The sequence below is a fragment of the Larkinella ripae genome, from assembly GCF_054780775.1.
Window position 1 is genome coordinate 115,802 of sequence record NZ_BAAGVR010000033.1, and the last position, 18,065, is coordinate 133,866.

Below are 18,065 nucleotides of genomic sequence, written 5' to 3' on the forward strand. Positions count from 1 at the left end.
GGAACAGTGAATTAGGCGTGATGGGTGATGAGCTGAAATTTGCCGGGCGGAATGGCCTGCCAGAGACGACTACGGACTTCCTGAATGTCGTTCAGGGCGCGCACCCCGGCGGTGGTCAGGGCAAAAAACCGCTTGCGACGTCCTCCGCGCTCGGCGGTGGCGCCCCCCATCTCGGAGGAGAGGTAGCCTTTTTCTTCCAGACGGTATAAGGTGGCATGAACGGCGCTCATCGTGATGCTGCGGCCGGTTTGCTGCTGAACATCCTCCCAAATCGTAACGCCGTAGGCTTCGGCCGGACAGGCGGCCACCACGAGCAAAACAATTTCTTCGAACTCACCCAAAAAGGCTCTGCGCATGATGGTTACGGGCTGGTATAATTAGTTGTAATTTTGCAAAACAAATAAAGTGCCAAAGGCGAAAAAGCCTGCGGGAGTGAACGGAAGGGAGTTTTCAGGAGAGGAGTGTGTCCGAAATCGTACAGATTTTGTCCATGCACGGACAGGGGGGACGGTTTACGGTATTCGGTTTTCGGTATACGGTTTTCAGTTTACGCCGGCCCGACGCTTCGGCGGCTGAGGCATTCTCTCATTACGCAGACCAGCCAATGGGAGCGCCAGCCCACCGAAAACCGTATACCGAATACCGTAAACTGAAAACCGTAAACCGTAACCTTAAAATCCGCGCAGGAGTGCCGCCATTTTTTCACGCAGTGCCGCATCGGGCTGGCGTCCGTGGCCGGCCAGCATGTTGTCGGCGGCATGGCGCGGGTTGCTCGTGCCGGGAATGACGCAGGTGACGGCGGGGTGGCCGATGAGGAATTTCAGAAAAAACTGCGCCCAGCTCGTGATCCCATTTTCGGTGGCCCAGGGTGGTAATTCTTTGCCCTTCACGAGCGAAAATAACCGCCCTTCGGCAAAAGGCTGGTTGATAATCGTCGCTACACCTTTATCCTGGGCGGTGGGGAGAAGCCGCTTTTCGGCGTTGCGCGAAAGTATCGAATAGTTGAACTGCACGAAATCAATCGGGACTTTGGTGATGATCTCGATCAGTTCGTCGTGCATCGAGTCGGTGTAGTGCGTGATGCCGATGTAGCGGATTTTGCCACTGGCTTTCCAGGCTTTCAGGGTTTCGAGGTGAGTTTTCCAGTCAACCAGGTTGTGAATCTGCATCAGATCCATCGTCGACCGTTTCATTTTCCGCATCGAGTCGTCCATCTGCTGAATGCCCGCTTCGCGGCCCCGCGTCCAGACTTTGGTGGCGTAGAAAAACGCATTCTGGATGCCGGATGCCGCCGTGAGCTGGCCCACCACGTCCTCCGACCGGCCGTACATCGGCGAGGAGTCGATCATCTTCCCGCCCGCCTGATGCACGGCTTTGAGTGCCTGTATCAAGGGCTCCTGTTCCGGTTTTCCGGCCACGTCGAACGTTTGCCAGGTACCAATGCCGACGACGGGCAGCTTTTCTTTACTGGAAGGAATGGGGCGGTTTAGCATGGTGGTTGGGTTGGGCGTGGCAAAAACCGGTACACCATCCGTACTCAGGAGGGCAGCGGATGCGGCCAGAAACCGGAGGGCTTCGCGTCGGGAAGGTTGCTGGGGCAAGGGATTAACAGGTTTCATCGACTGGATTAACCACGATTCGGTGCCAATTGTTGAGCGGGTGGCCTGGAGGAAAGCCGGTTTTAGTGGCCCGACTCGTCTTTGCGCTGAAAAAACTCAATCCGGTTGCCGAACGGATCGCTGACGCTGACCGTCCAGGCGTTCCAGAAGGCATCTTCCAGACCCGCTTTCATGTAGGGGTAATTCTTAGCCGTCAGCTCTTCGTGGTACGCTTTCAGGTTGGGGTATTCGACCAGAATCTTGCTGCCGGGCGTGGCGTCGCCGTGGTGCTCGGAAAGATGAAACCGCAGATTTCCTCGGGTTACCTCCAGGTATATGGGGAAATTTTCTTCAAACCGGTGTTCCCACGCAATGGAAAAACCGAGCCAGTCGACGTAAAATTCGACGGCCTTGCGGTAGTCGAAAATCCGGAAAATCGGAATGATGGGGGAAAGCATAAAATAGGGGCCACAACCCGTGCCGCGGCCCCACGAAGTTAACGTTTTGCACTGACGCGCCAAATCCGGTTTCCGGCGTCGTCGGCCACCAGCAGCGATCCGTCGGGCATAACCGTGACGCCCACCGGCCGGCCGTGCACATCCTTGTCGTCAATGACAAAACCGGTCAGAAAGTCCTCCGGTTTGCCGCTCGGTTTGCCATTCGCGAAGGGCACGAAAACGACTTTGTACCCAGCGAAGGCCGAACGGTTCCAGGAACCCCGCTGCCCGATGAAGGCACCGTGGCGGTATTTTTCGGGAAAGCCTTCCTGATCGTAAAAAGCCAGTCCCAGGGACGCCGTGTGCGATCCCACCGGCACATCCGGAATAACCGCTTTCTGAACCAGATCGGGCTTTTCACCTTTCCGGCGCGGATCTTCATTCTGGCCGTAGTAGGAGTAGGGCCAGCCGTAAAACGCGCCTTCTTTCACGCTCGTAATGTAATCGGGAACGAGTTCGTCGCCCAGTTCGTCGCGTTCGTTGACCGCCGTCCACAGGGCCTTGGTCGTGGGGTTCCAGTCCATGCCGACCGGATTGCGGAGGCCGCTGGCGAAAATCCGCTCACCCGTTCCGTCAGGATTGATTTCCAGGATGTTAGCCCGTTTCACTTCGTGCTCCATGCCATTTTCGCCCACGTTGCTGCCGGAACCCACAGAAATGTAGATTTTGGAACCGTCGGCGCTGGCAATCAGGTTGCGCGTCCAGTGGTTGTTATAACCGCCCGCGGGCAGGGCCAGAATGGATTTTCCGGGGGCGGTAATTTTGGTCTGACCGGTTTGGTACGGAAAAGACAGCAGACCGTCGGTATTGGCGACATAGAACGTATTGCCAACCAGCACCATGCCATAGGGCTGGTTCAGTCCTTCCAGAAAGGTTTCCCGGATTTCCGGTTTGCCGTCTTTATCCGCATCGCGGAAAAGGGTGATGCGGTTGGCGCTTTTGCCGGTATTCTCTGATTTGCCCCGGCCGCTCACGACCGATTCAACCTTTTTGGCAATGCCTTTGCGCTCGGTTTGCGATTCCACCACGAGCACATCACCGTTCGGCAGGGCGTAGGCCTGGCGCGGATTTTTCAGGTCGCGGGCATACTCGGTCACCACAAAACCCTCGGGCGCTTTGGGCGTTTGGCCGGCATCCCAGCCCACAACGTTGCTGAAATGGGTGGACCCTTTGGTGGGGGGCGGCAGATCGGGCGCTTTCGGTGATTCTTCGGCGGTGGCCGCGCTGGCGGTTTCCGACTCGGCACTGGCTGATTTATTGCCCTGGCCGCAGGCCGACAGCAAGCCGGTTAACAGCAAAGCGTATGTAAAAAGAAAATACGGTTTTTTCATCGTTGAACAGAATTAGAGACCTCCTGTATCAACCGACTGACTAACGGCTTTGTTTTGGCCTATTTGTCTTTCGTAGCGGTAAGCTCGTTGCCCATAATCTGGATTTTAAAACCGGTCACCTGTTTCGAGGCTGCATCGCGACTGAACGTAAACACCGAACCGTATTCGCTCGTCGATTTGTAGGTGTCGGCTGCGGGTTGCTTCACCAGCTTGTTTTTCGGGTACGTATCGACCGCGCCGAATAATTCACCGTTTTCAACGGTCACGACAAACTGCTTGAAGGTATCGTTAGAAGCAAACGTATACGTTCCGGCGTAGGCTTTCAGGTCGGTCGAATCGGCCGATTGGACAAGTGCGGAAGAAATACCGGGTTTTTGAGTCGCAAAAACCAGCGTAGAAATCGTCAGGGCGAAGGCAAAAAGAAGGAGCTTTTTCATAAGGATACGGTTTTAGAAGTCAAACTGATGATTTAGGGAAGCTGTGGTTCGGACACCGGTTTGGAAACGGGGCTGGCCTGCAAAAACCGGCTGATGGTGGCCCGCCATTTATCCGGTTCTACGGTGCAGTACGACTGATGTCCTGACTTTTCAAAAATCACCAGTTGCTTTTGTATCGAGCCCAGGTTTTCAAAAATCGCGTCAGTTTCGTGGCGCAGCACCCGGGGGTCATTGATTCCCCAGTTCAGCAAAACCGGCATGGTGAGTTGTTTGGCGTATTCCGACGGCCGGAAGCTGTACCCGCTGATGCCACGCTGCAAACCGCCCCACAGCAGCAGCAGTTCCGAGGCCGGGTGGGCGGGAATGTGCATGGAACGCAGCCGACCCTGAACCGCATCGTAGAGCGAGGCAAACGGGCATTCCAGAATAACCTGCTTCGGCTTCAGGTTGTGTTCGGGGATGGCTTTCAGGATGGTGGCGGCCCCCATCGACGCGCCCCAGAAGATGATGTTTTTTTCACCGGTGCGCGTCACGAAATCGTAGGCGGCTTTCAGGTCGTTGGTTTCGCGATACCCAATGGTGCAGATGTTGCCTTCGCTGTTGCCGTGCGCTCGGAAGTCGAACGAGAGCGTGGTGTAGCCCAGTTGGTGGAAATAATCCATTTCGCACAGGATGCTTGCCTTGGTCGATGCGTGGCCGTGGGCAAGAATCACGGTGCCTCGGGCATTCTCGACCGGGATGTACCAGCCTTCCAGTTTCTGGTTGTACTCATTCGTGAGCCGAATGGTTTCAAAAGGCATTTTGGGGTAGTTGCTGACCACCGATTTCTTTAGTTTCAAGCCAAAAAAAGCCGCATTCAACTTGTCACCCGTTGAATAGGTTTCCGATTTTTTCGACGGCGTTTTGTCCGGATTATCAAAAAAATACGTAAACCGGGCCGCGTGAAACGCCAGAATGATGTTCAAAAGGACAAACAACACGAGCAGAGCCAGCCCGGTCCAACGGACGATGCGCATAAGGGGTAGTAAAAGTCGTAGCTAATTTCAGTTCCAAATTTCGACTAAAGGTACAGACAAAGTGGTCGATTTCCACGCTATAAGGACCAGGGAAGGTTGTTTTTCGTCCAGGGCTTGAAAGACTCAGATTTTGGGAGGAATGGAAAAACTGGCCGGACCGTACTCTGAAACTTTCAACGTATTACAGCGCGCGGACAAGGGGCTATGCGGCTCTGTTGGCTGGTCTGCCAAGCCCAATAGGTAGATAATCAACCGGAATTTCTTATCGGCATAGCTTCTTCTCCTTACTGCTATGCCAACGCTGCTTCAACGACGGGATGTATTAAAAGGGCTGCTGGCGACCGGGCTGGCGGGTTCGGCTGCCGAGACGCTGACGGCTGCGAATCCGGCCCCCGATGCGGCCCCTTTCAGCGTTCACATTTTTTCTAAACACCTTCATTTTCTGAATTTTACCGAACTGGCGGCCACGGCTTCCGATCTCGGTTTCGATGGCGTCGATCTGACGGTGCGACCCGATGGCCACGTTGAGCCCGTCCGCGTCCGGGAGGATTTGCCGAAGGCGGTGGAAGCGCTCAAAACGAAAAACCTGAGCGCGTCGATGATCACCACGGCGGTTACCAAAGCCGATGATGCAGTTAGCCGGACGGTTTTGGAAACCGCCAGCCAGCAGGGCGTCCGGTATTACCGCACGGGTTGGCTGCCCTATCCCGCTAATCAGCCCATTCCGGCAAGCCTGAAGCAATTCCGGCAACAATTCGGTGAATTGGCCCGGCTCAACCAGCAACTAAACCTGGCGGGAGCGTACCAAAACCACGCGGGCACCAATTTCGGCTCGGCCATCTGGGATTTGGCGACGGTTTTGCAGGAGATTAACCAACCCGGTTTGGGGTGTCAGTACGACATTCGCCACGCCACCGTCGAAGGCGGTACGTCCTGGTCGACGGGTTTGCGGGTGATTCATCCGCACATCCGGTTTATTGCCATCAAGGATGTGATCTGGGAAAAAACCGACGGCAAATGGAAGGCCGTGAGTGTGCCGCTGGGACAGGGCATGGTCGATTTTCCGGCCTACTTCGCCTTGCTCAAACAGCTGAACGTGCGGGTGCCGATTTCGCTGCACCTCGAATACCCGCTGGGCGGAGCCGATCAGGGCAAACGGGCGTTAACCATCCCCCGCGAAAAAGTGTACCAGGCTATGCAAACCGACTTGCAGACGTTGCGGGGAATGCTGAAAAAGGCGGGGCTGGCGTAGGGAATTGACGGGCTCAAGGATTAGAATACCCTTAGAAATGCTGCGTCTCAGAACTGGCGGACCCGTCGATTGCGTTATGGTAGGAACCGTTTCAGAAACCGCATGAAAACTATTCTGATCGTTGAAGATGACCGCCGGATTGCCCAGAACATCAGCCGGGGGCTGATGGAAGAGGGCTACCAGACCGAAGTGGCCTACGAGGGCTACAACGGCCGTGATCTGGCCCTGCGGGAGCCGTTTGACCTGGTGATCCTGGATATTAACCTGCCGGGTCTCAACGGCTACGAGATTTGCCGGAATGTGCGGGCCGAAAAACCGCACCTGCCCATCATCATGCTGACCGCGCTGGGCGAGATTGAGGACAAGGTGGAGGGATTGAAACGGGGCGCCGACGATTATCTGGTGAAACCGTTTGATCTCCGGGAGTTAAATGCCCGGATTGCGGCCTGTTTCCGGCGGCAGGAGTTGCTCGACAAGAGCGCCGTCGATGAGTTGTTACGGGTTGCCAATCTGGAAATTAATGTGTCTACCAAACAGGTGAAGCGCGGAAATACGCCGGTCGACCTGACCGCCCGCGAGTTTGCCCTGCTCGAATACCTGGTGCGAAACCGGGGGCGCGTGGTGTCGAAAATGGATCTGGCGGAGAAAGTCTGGAGCCTGAATTTCGATCCTGGAACCAACGTGGTCGAGGTATATATCAACTACCTGCGCAAAAAAATTGACCGCGATTTTGAGCCCAAACTGATTCACACCCGGGCGGGCATGGGCTACGTGTTAAAAGTGGAGTAGAGTATGAAAATCAGAAACCGGATTGCGCTCCAGTTTTCGCTCATTGTAGCGTCGATTCTGCTGGTTTTTTCGATTATCATTTATTTTACCACGACGGCCTACAGCCGGGATGATTTTTACGAACGGCTGAAAAAGAAGGCCCGTACCACCGCCCGGTTTTTGATTCAGGTCAATGAAGTCGATCAGAACCTGCTGAAAATCATCGACCGAAATACGCTCACGGCTTTATACGACGAAAAAGTCTTGGTGTTCGATGAACGAAACCGGCTGATCTACGCCAGCGTCGATGACCACATCATTCACTACCAGCGGAGTTTACTGGACGAAGTCCGGCAGCTGAAGGAAGTGGAAACCTGGAGCGACGAGAACCAGTTGGCCGGCATTTTTTACGAAGAGGGCGGGCGTAAACTGGTGGTGCTGGCATCGGCCTACGATCAGGTGGGGCGGAGTAAACAGAAAAACCTGCGCCTGACCCTGATCTGGGGGTTGCTGGGCGGAATTGGGCTAACCATCGGATTAGGGATCTTCTTTGCCGGACAATCGCTACGGCCGATTGACGAAATAAACACGCAGGTTTCGACCATCACCGCCCGGAATCTCCGGCAACGGCTCGACGAAGGCGACCGCCGGGATGAAATCGACCAGCTTGCCGTAAATTTCAATGCGGTTTTGGGACGGCTGGAACAGGCCTTCGAGCAGCAGCGCAGTTTTGTGTCGCACGCATCCCACGAACTGCGTACCCCGCTGGCGGCCCTGAAATCCGAAATTCAGCTGGGCCTGCGCCTACGGTTGAATACGGCCGATTACGAAACCATCCTGACCAACCTGCTCTCGGATACGAACCGGCTTATTGCATTGACCAACAGTTTGTTATTTCTGGCCCGTACGCTCGAAAACTTCAGCCAGATGCCGCTCGAACCCGTGCAGATGGAGGAGGTTGTGTTGCTGGCGAGGGACGAATTGCTGAGTGCCAAACCCGAATACCGCATTGAATTTGACTACGACAACATCCCGCAATCGGAAACCGATACCCTGGTTTCGGGCAATGAAGAACTGCTGAAACGGGTGTTGCTCAATCTGATGGACAACGCCTGCAAGTACTCGGCCGACCACACGGCCCGCGTCCGGCTCGGAACCAATGCACAGGCGTGTTGGGTGAGCGTCCGGGACGAAGGCATCGGGATGACGGCCGAGGAAACCGAGCTTATTTTTGAGCCGTTTTACCGGACAGCCAAAGCGCTGGAATACGAAGGGTTTGGCGTTGGGCTTTCCATTTGCCAACGGATTCTGGAACTGCACCAGGGCCGAATTACGGTCGAAAGCCGCCCGAACGAAGGCAGTCAGTTTACGATGCAACTGACCCACTTATAAGCGCGTTTTTAGCACTCCGCAAAGCCGACGGTTTGGATCGCTCTCTAATTTTTTTTTAACCCCTGTTTAACATTTTTCTAATTCGTTTCTAACGGACTTCTAACCTCCGCTGGTGAATCTTGCACCTGCAATGTGCTAACCAGTTAAATGCGCTTTACGTTTGTGGTCTGCATGCTCGGGTTGCTTTCGGTAGCCGGTCATGCGCAGGATTCGTTGCGGCTCAGTCGTCGGCAGGCTGATAGCCTTTTTGTCAGAAACAACTTGCTGCTGCTGGCCGGTCGGTTCCGAATCGAAGCCGGACAGGCCGACCTTATCCAGGCCAGTCTCTACGAAAACCCCACGGTTTCGATAGAATTGAGTGCGTATAATACCGAGCAGCACCGCGCCCTGGATGTGGGGCGGCAGGGCCAGAAAATCATCTCCGTTCAGCAATTGTTATACACGGCCGGGAAACGCAACAAACGCATCGCCCTGGCGCAGGAGTCCGCCCGGCTCAACGAATACGAGTTCGCCGATTTGCTGCGCTCGCTTCGTTTCGAACTCCGCAGCCGGTTTTTCGATCTTTACTTTCAGCAGCAGACCCTCGGGCGGTACGACCGCCAGATCACGACCTTGCAGGGAACCGTGACAGCTTTCGAGCAACAATATGACAAAAACAATGTGTCGCTGCGGGAATTGCTGCGCCTGAAGGCCCTGCTTTTTCAACTCAACAACGACCGGCTGGAAATCCGGCTTCGGCTGGCCGAAAACCAGCAGGTTCTGCGGACGTTACTCTCGGTTGATCAGCCCATTCTTCCCGTTGTTGACGAAGATCGGCTGCAACGGTATCGCCTGCCGGATTTGCCGGTCGCTTCCCTGCGGGATCGGGCGCTGCGGCACCGGGCCGATGTACTGGCCAATCAATCGCTGGCCCGGCAGTCGGAACTGAACTACAATCTGCAAAAAGCACTGGCGGTGCCGGATTTGCGGGTGGGCGGCACCTACGACCAGGCCGGAAGCTACGTGCCGAATTACCTCGGCGTTTCGGTGAGCCTGGATTTGCCGCTGCTGAACCGCAACCAGGGGGCCATCAAAGCCGCCCGCAGCCAGATCAACTACCAGAAACAGATTCAAAATCAGAAAACCGTACAGGTGGGCAACGAGGTGATTGCGGCCCTGCAAAAAGTGCAGGAGGTCGAGCGGACGGTGCAGTCGGTGGAGTCGCGGTTTTCGGAGCAGTTCGAGCAACTGAACCAGGGTTTGTTCACCAACTTTCAGAAACGCAACATTTCGTTGCTGGAGTTTATTGACCTCATCGAAACCTACAACGAAAGCACGCGGGAACTGAACCGGCTCAAGGCCGACCGCATCAGTGCCTATGAAGAACTGAACTATGTCGTGGGAGAAGAATTATTCAATTAAAAACCGCATGAGACCGTTCGTTAGCGGCCTGTTTTTGGGCGTAATCGGGTTGGCAACCGCCTGCCACCAGAAAGCCGAAGTGGAAGAAGCCCAGGCGTTTATGATGTCGGATACCATGATGAACCGCATTCGGGTCGATACGGTCGTGAACCTGCCGGTCCGCTCCGAACTGACGCTGGTGGGCAAGGTGGCCGCCGACGAAAACAAGGTCATCAAAGTGTTCCCGCTGGTGGGCGGGGTGGTGGAGGAAGTGGACGTGGAGCTGGGCGATTTCGTGAAAAAAGGGCAGCAGCTGGCCGTCATTCGCTCGGGCGAAGTGGCTGATTTCGAGCGCCAGATGATTCAGGCCCAGTCGGATTTGCTGCTGGCGCAGAAAAACCTGAGCGTGGCCGAAGATCTGTTCGAAAGCAAACTGAATTCGCAGCGCGAAGTCGTAGCCGCCAGGAAAGATGTCGAAAGTGCGCAGGCCGAACTGAACCGGGTAAAGGAAATTTTCCGGATTTACGGACTGGGCAAAACACCGACCTACATCGTTCGGGCGCCGATCGACGGTTTTGTGATCGAGAAAAACGTAAACCGGGATATGCAGCTGCGGTCCGACAATGCCGACAACCTGTTTACCGTCGGGCAGATCAGCGACGTCTGGGTGCTGGCCAACGTCAACGAGAGCGACATTAGCCGCGTCAAAGCCGGGATGCCTGCCAGCGTCCAGACGTTGAGTTATCCGGATGAGCAGTTCAATGGGCGGGTTGACAAAATCTTCAGTGTGCTCGATCCGGGCACCAAAGCCATGACCGTCCGCATCCGGCTGCAAAATGTGGGCATGAAACTCAAACCCGAGATGCACGCAACCGTCGCCCTGCGGTTCGAAGAAGGCCAGAAGTTGGCAACGGTGCCCTCCAACGCGGTTATTTTCGACAATTCGAAGTACTACATCATGATTTTCCGGAGCCGCTCCGACGTCGAAACCCGCGAGGTGCACATTCACAAATTTCTGGGCGATGTGGCGTATGTCAGTTCGGGCGTGAAACCGGGTGAGCAGGTGATCTCGAAAAATCAGTTGCTGGTCTATGATGCACTAAACGATTAAAAATGGAGGAGGCAGGAAGGGGTGAAAGGAGAAAGAAGAATAGAGCCAATCAGGGCTTACTTCCCTTCAATCCGCTTCTCCCTTTCCTCCCTTGCTTCTCCTGGTATGAATAAATTCATTCGGAACATGGTCGGTTTTTCGCTTAAAAACCGGTTTTTTATTTTCTTTCTGACCGTCGGGCTGAGTATGGCCGGGGTGGTCAGCTACCTGAATACGCCACTCGAAGCGTTTCCCGATGTAACCAATACCCAGATCATTGTCGTTACGGAATGGAACGGACGGAGCGCCGAGGAAGTGGAACGGTTTGTCACCGTACCCATCGAAGTGGCGATGAATTCGGTGCAGCGGAAAACCAACGTTCGCTCCATTACGATGTTTGGCCTGTCGGTCATCAAAATTATTTTTGAGGATGATGTCGAAGACTTTTTTGCCCGCCAACAGGTAAACAACCAGCTCCGGACGGTAACCCTGCCGGAAACCGTCGAACCCGACGTTCAGCCGCCGTATGGGCCGACGGGTGAGATCTTTCGTTTCACGCTCCAAAGCAAAACCCGCGACAGCCGCGAGCTGCTGACCCTGCACAACTGGGTGATCGACCGGCAGTTGCGATCGGTGCCGGGCGTGGCCGACGTGGTGGCTTTTGGTGGGCAGGAAAAAATCTACGAAATCCGGGTCAATCCCACGCAACTCACCAAGTACGATCTGACTCCGCTGGAAGTATACCAGGCCGTCACGCGCAGTAACATCAACGTCGGGGGCGATGTGATCGAGCGCAACGGACAGGCGTATGTGGTGCGGGGCGTCGGCCTGCTGACGTCGATTCCGGACATTGAAAACATCATCATTGAAGAACTGAACGGCAACCCGGTTTTGGTGCGGAACGTGGCCGAAGTGGCCGAATCGAGTTTGCCGCGCGTGGGGCAGGTCGGCCTCAACGACAATGACGACGTGGTGGAGGGGATTGTGGTGATGCGAAAAGGCGAAAACCCGAGCGAAATCCTGAAACGGGTGAAGGATAAAATCGACGAACTGAACACCAGCGTTTTGCCCACCGACACCAAAATGGTGACGTTTTACGACCGCGATAACCTGATTGCGTTCTGCACGCGGACCGTGTTGCACAACCTGACGGAAGGCATCATTCTGGTGACGGTGATCGTCTTTGTATTCATGGCCGACTGGCGCACCACGGTGATCGTTTCCATCATCATTCCGCTGGCGCTGCTGTTTGCGTTTCTGTGTCTGAAACTGCGGGGTATGTCGGCCAATCTGCTGTCAATGGGTGCGGTCGATTTCGGGATCATCATCGACGGCGCGGTGGTGATGGTGGAAGGGATATTCGTCACGCTCGACCACCTGGCTCACAAAAAAGGCATGGCGGCCTTCAACCGGATGAGCAAACTCGGTCTGATCAAAAAAACCGGGGGAGAACTCGGCAAGGCGGTTTTCTTTTCCAAGCTGATCATCATCACGGCGCTGCTACCGATTTTTTCCTTTCAGAAAGTTGAAGGAAAGATGTTTTCGCCCCTGGCCTGGACGCTCGGTTTTGCGCTGCTGGGCGCGCTGCTGTTCACGCTGACGCTGGTGCCGGTTTTGTGTTCGATTCTGCTGCGGAAAAACGTGCGGGAGAAAAACAATTTCATCGTCCGGTTTTTCGACCGCTCGGTGACCGCCGGTTTTGAATGGTGTTACGCCCGCAAACGGCTGAGCTTTCTGCTGGCGACGGCGGTTCTGGGCCTGACGTTTTTCTCCGCTACCTTGTTGGGGACGGAATTTTTGCCGCAACTCAATGAAGGCGCCTTGTGGGTGGAGGCCAAGCTGCCGATGAGTTCGTCGCTGAGCGAAACGACCAAGATGGTGCGGGTGTTGCGCAAAAAATTAATGGAGTTTCCGGAAGTCAACGGCGTGTTGTCGCAAACCGGGCGCTCCAACGACGGCACCGACCCGTCCGGTTTTTATTACGTACAGATGCAGGTCAACCTGAGACCAAAGGAGGAGTGGACGGATCGCCGGAACGCGCGCAAGCTGACAACCGACGAACTGATTGAGGAAATGGACGGAAAACTCAAACAGTTTCAGGGCATTAACTACAACTATTCACAGCCGATTATCGACAACGTGGCCGAAGCCGTGGCCGGGATGAACGCGTCCAATGCCGTCAAGATTTTCGGGGAGGATCTGAACCAGCTCAACGGACTGGCCAACGAAGTGATCGACGCCATTGAAGACGTGCCGGGCATCAAGGACGTCGGCATATTGCGCAACATCGGTCAGCCCGAAATCAGCGTGTTGTTTCACGACCACAAAATGGCGCTCTACGGCGTTTCGACGGCCGACGCCCAGGCCGTGATTGAAATGGCCATCGGCGGAAAAACCGCATCGATTCTGTACGAGGGGGAGCGCCGGTTCGACATTCGGCTGCGCTACGCCGAGAATTACCGCAAAACCGAGGACGACATCATGCGGCTGATGGTGCCCACGATGCACAGCAGCAAAATACCGCTCAGCGAAATTGCAACCTTGCGCAAAACCACCGGTCCGGCCTTTATTTACCGCGATCTGAACAAACGGTTTATCGGTGTCAAGTTCTCGGTTCGGGAGCGCGACCTGGGCAGCACCATCGCCGAAGCCCAGCAGAAAGTCGAGCAAAAACTCAAACGGATGCCGAAAGGCTATTCGGTTACCTGGACGGGCGAGTTTGAGAACCAGGTGCGGGCTACGCAGCGGCTGGGGCAGGTGGTCCCGCTGAGCCTGGCGGCCATTTTTATCATTCTCTTCATCACCTTCGGCAACGCCAAAGACGCGGGGCTGGTGTTGCTCAACGTGCCCTTTGCGTTGATGGGCGGTATTCTGGCGCTGCACGTTACGGGCATCAATTTCGGAATATCGGCGGGCGTGGGGTTCATTGCCCTGTTCGGAATTTGCGTGCAGAACGGGGTGATTCTGGTGTCGGTTTTTAACCAGAACCGCGCCGACCGCCACCCGCTCGACGACGCCATCCGGCTGGGGCTCCGAACCCGGATCCGACCCATCGTGATGACGGCCCTGATGGCGGCCATTGGGCTGTTGCCAGCCGCCGTCTCGACCGGCATCGGCTCCGAAACCCAGAAACCGCTGGCCGTGGTGGTGATTGGCGGTCTGATTACGGCGACCGTGCTGACCCTGCTGATTTTTCCGATCCTGTACCGGTATTTCTACCGCAAAGCCGAAACCGCCGTGAAGCCGTGGCGCCGGGAGCCGCAGCTGCTGGAAGGGTAGAATTAACTTTTTTCTAAGACCGCTCTAAGCGTTTTCTAATTTGGACCCGCCTACTTTGCATCCGTAAGACCGGCCCACAGGGGGAATCTCCTGTCCCGGTTGGAATATAGGTGCGGTGGTTCATACTTTGACAAAAGACAAGCGACGGAAGAAGAACGATTTCTTTTTTGATTATCCAAGAACGGTAGCTTTTCTTCTTTCGTCTACGTGCTTTTTTCTCATGTATTCAAGAAGGTTTTTGGCGAGTAAATTGCTAATTTCAGGTGATTCCGATAGCCGGTTACTCCTTAGAGACCGGCTATTTCTTTGGGGAAAAATCTAATTTTTTTCTAATCCCACTTTAAGCTTAATCTAAACCACGCGGCCCATCTTTGTGGTAAGACTAATCCTTACCATTATGTCCTGGTTTGAATACAGTAAGTGCGTACTGAACAAAGTAGATTTCGACCGGCGACTGTTCCGTAAAGAATTGCGTAAACTGTTGCGGTGGCTTTCTCCGCCGGAGCGGTTGCAGCTTCTTCGGTGGTGTCGGCAGCAGTTGCAACGAAAAGGACAGCTGCTCAATGCATAGAAAGTAGTAAGATAGAAGAAGGACAGGGGAGAACAGACGGGTCGAAAAACGTTCTTGACTCACTTGTCTTTCTTCTTAACTCTTTAGTTAGTGTTTTCTTTAGCGTTTTAGGTAGAAAGGGAGTAGCCGGTTCAATAATGGATCGGCTATCTTGTTACGGGTTGATTCACATTGCTCAGCACTAAACCGATCGGAAATGCCCCTGAAAAACCGCCTTATTTTTATCGCTGACGACGATGATGACGACCGCTTCATGCTCTGGCAGGCGTTTCAGCGCCATCACCCGGGCTGTTTGCTGTTTACGTTTTCGGACGGCCAGGAATTGCTGGACCATCTCACCGACTATTTCGACGTGCCGGACCTGATTATTCTGGATCTGAACATGCCGGTGATGGATGGCGTCACCACCCTGAAACGCCTGAAACGCAGCAGCCGGTTTTGCTCCATCCCCACGGTTTTACTCGGTTCTTCGTTTGAAACCAATACCAATTTACGCAACACCGAACTGAGCTCCGGCGCGTTACGCGTGAAGCCGACCCGGTACAGTGAGCTGGTTCAACTCGCCAGCCAGTTGTGCCCGGCGTAAAGGCTGTTTCCCATCATTCGGTCCATCCTCCCGCTACCACTGATCCCAGGGGGCGGTTTTTCGTGCCTGACCGGCAACCTGGCTACTAAACCGCTGCGGCTTCAGCGGCCGGCGTCTACCTTCCCGCCCGTTTGCTTCGGTACGAGTCGTTACGGATTTACACCCGGTTTGGGTGGGGTGAAGAATAATTCTTGACTTCCAATGGTATGATTTACCACCGACGGGTATCTATGGTAAACGAGTTTTCATTCCTCAACCCTCCTCATCCATGAAACGTATTGCGGCTGTTTATACCTGGATTTTACTGCTCTCAACGGGCTGTCTGGCGCAAAAGAAAGACTATCTGTATTACGCCAAAACGCACTGTGACAACCTGATTGAGTACGGTAAAGACAAGTACGGCCGGCAAACCTCCAACCTGCTGGCGTCCGTGATCGACACCCGCGACATGAGCATACCGAAGGAGAACGTGCCGCCCACGGAAGGAACCCGGCCCGCCGACCGGGCGGTTGGGGGTAGTAATTTTTACCACGATGTCGAACTCATCAAGGTGTTTAACGAACTATCCACCCTGACCGGAAACCGGAACTACACCAACGCATTGCACGATTACGCGGGGGATTTTCTGAAATACAGCCAGAATCCAGTGACCGGTTTGCTGGGCTGGGGAGAGCATATTTATTATAATTTTCACGCGGATACGGTCATGGAAGGGCTCGATCCGATGGGGAAATTCAAGTCGCACGAGTTTCTCGAAAGTACGCCACCCTGGGCGTTCCTGTGGGAAATCGATTCGGCGGCCACCCGCCGGGCGATTGCTGGCGTTCGCTACCACTTCCGGTCGGGCGTGACCCAGAGTTTCCTGTACAACCGGCACGCCCGCTGGCACAAGGCCGAAAAAGCAGAATACCGTGGACTGGAACAATACCAGGACGGCGGGCAGGCCTGGATCAAACATTCCGGTCTACAGTGCTATTCGTTTACGTTTCTGTACGGAAAAACCGGCCACCCGGAGTGGAAGCGGTGGAGCGAAGGAACCGGAAATCTGTTCTGGAAATTCCGGAATCCCGAAACGAACCTGACCATTTCCTGCGTTGACGACCCGCGGTCTTCGGGCGTGAATGCGTCGTTGCCGGGGGCGTCGCTGCTGGCTTATTACCTGCTGAAGTCGTCGCAAAACCACCCGGACTTCAAACACCTGCGGGAACGGGCGGAAGTGCTGTTCAAGTCCATCGAAGCGCATTCGTGGGACGGGCAGCGCAAGGGCTATTGCAGTGAGGTGGGTTTAGACGGGAAGGTGGTCAATCCGGAGCTGATTCCGGTGGTTAATACGGGTTATGGGGGCGCCGATATCCTGATGACGGGTCGGATTGCGGCTTATTTTTACACTATGACGGGCGACCCCGTTTACCGGGACATGGTCCGGAAGGTGGCCGCAAACGTGTCGGCCGTCACCTGGCCGGAAACGTTCGTGATGAATAGTCTGGCCAGTACGATCCAGTTTTCGCTGGACGCTGCGGAAGTGCTCAATGACCAAAGCCTGATCCAAACCGCGCAGAAGCTGGCGGACCTGGGCATCCGGAAATTGTGGAGCGGCAAACTGTTTGTCCGGCAGCCGCAGGATTCGTATTATGAGTCGAAACTGGGCGCCAATGAATTTGTGGCCGGTTTGGTTCGGCTGCATTTGATTGAGAAAAATAACGCAGCCCGCGCAAGGCTTACCAACTGGTCGCTGTAAAAACCGGGGATGAAATGGCCTGCAATGAGCCATTGGCTGACCACAGAAAACTTCAGTGTTGAAACCGGGTGAGGATTAAAACGGTAATTTGCCCAGATCGACGTTGCCGCCCGTCAGGATAATGCCCACTTTCTGGCCGGCAAATTCGTCTTTGTGTTTCAACAAAGCGGCCAGCGGAACGGCGCAGGAGGGTTCAATGATGATTTTCATGCGCTCCCAGATCAGGCGCATGGCGGCCACAATTTCGGCATCCGAAACCGTCCGAATGGCCGTGACGTGTTCGCGGATGTAGCCCAGCGTCCGTTCGCTGAGGCTGGTCATCAGGCCGTCGGCGATGGTTTTGATGTAGGGCGCTTTTTCAACCTGGCCGCTTTTAAAGGACAAAACCGCATCGGCTGCGCCTTCGGGTTCGCCGGCCATCACCTTCGTTGACGGGCTCAGAAAGTGCGCGATCAGAGCCGTGCCACTGAGTAAACCGCCCCCGCCAACCGGCGCCAGAAGGAAATCGAACGGTTTTTCCGAACCGGCATCTTCCATCAATTCCTTGGCGGCCGTGGCCTGTCCGGCAATGACGCGGTCGTCGTCGAACGGGTGGATGAGCGCAGCCCCGGTTTTTTCGATCACTTCCCGCACCCCGGCTTCGCGGGCTTCCAGCGTCGGCTCACATTCGATCACGTCGGCCCCGTAGCCCAAAACCGCGTCCTTTTTCACCTGGGGAGCGGTGCGGGGCATCACGATATAGGCTTTGGTGCCCACCTGCCGGGCGGCAAAAGCAACGGCCTGGGCGTGATTGCCCGACGAATGGGTGGTGACCGGGCCGAGCGTTCGGCCGTGAAGCCGTTCCTGTTCCGACAGTTGCAGAATGGCGTTCAGACCACCCCGGGCTTTGAAAGCGCCGATCTTCTGGAAGTTTTCCGGTTTGAAGTAAATATCGGCTCCGCTGAATGCATTGATGGTCTGATTCGTCAGAACGGGTGTACGGTGGATGTGCGCCCGGATGCGGTCGTGGGCCGCCTGAATGGTTTCAAGAGTAATCATTCTGGTTGTGGTTGGGGCCAAAAAAGGACAAGACAACAAAGCAAAGCCTACCGGCAAAACCGGGATGGTCCGGCTACCTTATCTTTCCTGGC

Annotated in this window: 15 protein-coding genes; 8 read left to right on the forward strand and 7 right to left on the reverse strand. The window is 55.1% G+C overall.

The features are described from left to right. Positions 1-11 precede the first annotated feature (11 nt). From ACYVHX_RS28845 to ACYVHX_RS28870, 6 genes are all read right to left on the reverse strand, one after another. Positions 12-356, reverse strand: a complete 345-nt coding sequence (locus ACYVHX_RS28845) for a PadR family transcriptional regulator (RefSeq protein ID WP_460675190.1) — start codon at positions 354-356, stop codon at positions 12-14. A 315-nt stretch (positions 357-671) separates the two neighbouring features. After that, complete coding sequence (locus ACYVHX_RS28850) at positions 672-1,619, reverse strand: aldo/keto reductase (protein ID WP_460675191.1); 948 nt, start codon at positions 1,617-1,619, stop codon at positions 672-674. Between the two features lie 62 nt (positions 1,620-1,681). After that, positions 1,682-2,056: a glyoxalase superfamily protein gene (locus ACYVHX_RS28855; protein ID WP_460675192.1), complete on the reverse strand. Its 375-nt coding sequence runs from the start codon at positions 2,054-2,056 to the stop codon at positions 1,682-1,684. Between the two features lie 38 nt (positions 2,057-2,094). Next, a complete protein-coding gene (locus ACYVHX_RS28860) occupies positions 2,095-3,426 on the reverse strand; it encodes a PQQ-dependent sugar dehydrogenase (RefSeq protein ID WP_460675193.1) in 1,332 nt (443 codons plus the stop codon). 59 nt (positions 3,427-3,485) lie between these two features. Next, positions 3,486-3,863, reverse strand: coding sequence for a DUF3471 domain-containing protein (locus ACYVHX_RS28865; RefSeq protein WP_460675194.1), 378 nt, complete (start codon positions 3,861-3,863; stop codon positions 3,486-3,488). A 32-nt stretch (positions 3,864-3,895) separates the two neighbouring features. After that, positions 3,896-4,879 carry an alpha/beta hydrolase gene (locus ACYVHX_RS28870; protein ID WP_460675195.1) on the reverse strand — a complete coding sequence of 328 codons (984 nt, stop codon included), beginning with the start codon at positions 4,877-4,879 and terminating at the stop codon, positions 3,896-3,898. A gap of 292 nt (positions 4,880-5,171) precedes the next feature. Here ACYVHX_RS28870 and ACYVHX_RS28875 point away from each other — a divergent pair, with 292 nt between their 5' ends. From ACYVHX_RS28875 to ACYVHX_RS28910, 8 genes are all read left to right on the forward strand, one after another. Next, positions 5,172-6,131, forward strand: coding sequence for a sugar phosphate isomerase/epimerase family protein (locus ACYVHX_RS28875; RefSeq protein WP_460675196.1), 960 nt, complete (start codon positions 5,172-5,174; stop codon positions 6,129-6,131). A 102-nt stretch (positions 6,132-6,233) separates the two neighbouring features. Next, a complete protein-coding gene (locus ACYVHX_RS28880; protein ID WP_460675197.1) occupies positions 6,234-6,920 on the forward strand; it encodes a response regulator transcription factor in 687 nt (228 codons plus the stop codon). A 3-nt stretch (positions 6,921-6,923) separates the two neighbouring features. Next, positions 6,924-8,291 (forward strand): sensor histidine kinase, encoded by a 1,368-nt coding sequence (locus ACYVHX_RS28885; RefSeq protein WP_460675198.1) that lies wholly within the window; start codon positions 6,924-6,926, stop codon positions 8,289-8,291. A gap of 147 nt (positions 8,292-8,438) precedes the next feature. Beyond that, complete coding sequence (locus ACYVHX_RS28890) at positions 8,439-9,692, forward strand: TolC family protein (RefSeq protein ID WP_460675199.1); 1,254 nt, start codon at positions 8,439-8,441, stop codon at positions 9,690-9,692. Positions 9,693-9,699: 7 nt separating this feature from the next. After that, positions 9,700-10,782: an efflux RND transporter periplasmic adaptor subunit gene (locus ACYVHX_RS28895; RefSeq protein WP_460675200.1), complete on the forward strand. Its 1,083-nt coding sequence runs from the start codon at positions 9,700-9,702 to the stop codon at positions 10,780-10,782. Between the two features lie 105 nt (positions 10,783-10,887). Next, a complete protein-coding gene (locus ACYVHX_RS28900) occupies positions 10,888-14,040 on the forward strand; it encodes an efflux RND transporter permease subunit (RefSeq protein ID WP_460675201.1) in 3,153 nt (1,050 codons plus the stop codon). Between the two features lie 767 nt (positions 14,041-14,807). Continuing rightward, positions 14,808-15,197, forward strand: coding sequence for a response regulator (locus ACYVHX_RS28905; RefSeq protein ID WP_460675202.1), 390 nt, complete (start codon positions 14,808-14,810; stop codon positions 15,195-15,197). A 268-nt stretch (positions 15,198-15,465) separates the two neighbouring features. Continuing rightward, positions 15,466-16,935 (forward strand): hypothetical protein, encoded by a 1,470-nt coding sequence (locus tag ACYVHX_RS28910; RefSeq protein ID WP_460675203.1) that lies wholly within the window; start codon positions 15,466-15,468, stop codon positions 16,933-16,935. Between the two features lie 75 nt (positions 16,936-17,010). Here the strand turns inward: ACYVHX_RS28910 and ACYVHX_RS28915 are convergent, their stop codons facing one another. Continuing rightward, positions 17,011-17,973, reverse strand: a complete 963-nt coding sequence (locus ACYVHX_RS28915; RefSeq protein ID WP_460675204.1) for a threonine ammonia-lyase — start codon at positions 17,971-17,973, stop codon at positions 17,011-17,013. Positions 17,974-18,065: the final 92 nt, after the last annotated feature.

What these genes read in the sequence shown, in the direction of transcription:
- ACYVHX_RS28860 (WP_460675193.1), bottom strand. Translation starts at nt 3,426, where the DNA reads ATGAAAAAACCGTATTTTCTTTTTACATACGCTTTGCTGTTAACCGGC.
- ACYVHX_RS28900 (WP_460675201.1), top strand. Translation starts at nt 10,888, where the DNA reads ATGAATAAATTCATTCGGAACATGGTCGGTTTTTCGCTTAAAAACCGG.
- ACYVHX_RS28870 (WP_460675195.1), bottom strand. Translation starts at nt 4,879, where the DNA reads ATGCGCATCGTCCGTTGGACCGGGCTGGCTCTGCTCGTGTTGTTTGTC.
- ACYVHX_RS28915 (WP_460675204.1), bottom strand. Translation starts at nt 17,973, where the DNA reads ATGATTACTCTTGAAACCATTCAGGCGGCCCACGACCGCATCCGGGCG.
- ACYVHX_RS28910 (WP_460675203.1), top strand. Translation starts at nt 15,466, where the DNA reads ATGAAACGTATTGCGGCTGTTTATACCTGGATTTTACTGCTCTCAACG.
- ACYVHX_RS28875 (WP_460675196.1), top strand. Translation starts at nt 5,172, where the DNA reads ATGCCAACGCTGCTTCAACGACGGGATGTATTAAAAGGGCTGCTGGCG.
- ACYVHX_RS28885 (WP_460675198.1), top strand. Translation starts at nt 6,924, where the DNA reads ATGAAAATCAGAAACCGGATTGCGCTCCAGTTTTCGCTCATTGTAGCG.
- ACYVHX_RS28880 (WP_460675197.1), top strand. Translation starts at nt 6,234, where the DNA reads ATGAAAACTATTCTGATCGTTGAAGATGACCGCCGGATTGCCCAGAAC.
- ACYVHX_RS28855 (WP_460675192.1), bottom strand. Translation starts at nt 2,056, where the DNA reads ATGCTTTCCCCCATCATTCCGATTTTCCGGATTTTCGACTACCGCAAG.
- ACYVHX_RS28865 (WP_460675194.1), bottom strand. Translation starts at nt 3,863, where the DNA reads ATGAAAAAGCTCCTTCTTTTTGCCTTCGCCCTGACGATTTCTACGCTG.
- ACYVHX_RS28905 (WP_460675202.1), top strand. Translation starts at nt 14,808, where the DNA reads ATGCCCCTGAAAAACCGCCTTATTTTTATCGCTGACGACGATGATGAC.
- ACYVHX_RS28845 (WP_460675190.1), bottom strand. Translation starts at nt 356, where the DNA reads ATGCGCAGAGCCTTTTTGGGTGAGTTCGAAGAAATTGTTTTGCTCGTG.
- ACYVHX_RS28890 (WP_460675199.1), top strand. Translation starts at nt 8,439, where the DNA reads ATGCGCTTTACGTTTGTGGTCTGCATGCTCGGGTTGCTTTCGGTAGCC.
- ACYVHX_RS28895 (WP_460675200.1), top strand. Translation starts at nt 9,700, where the DNA reads ATGAGACCGTTCGTTAGCGGCCTGTTTTTGGGCGTAATCGGGTTGGCA.
- ACYVHX_RS28850 (WP_460675191.1), bottom strand. Translation starts at nt 1,619, where the DNA reads ATGAAACCTGTTAATCCCTTGCCCCAGCAACCTTCCCGACGCGAAGCC.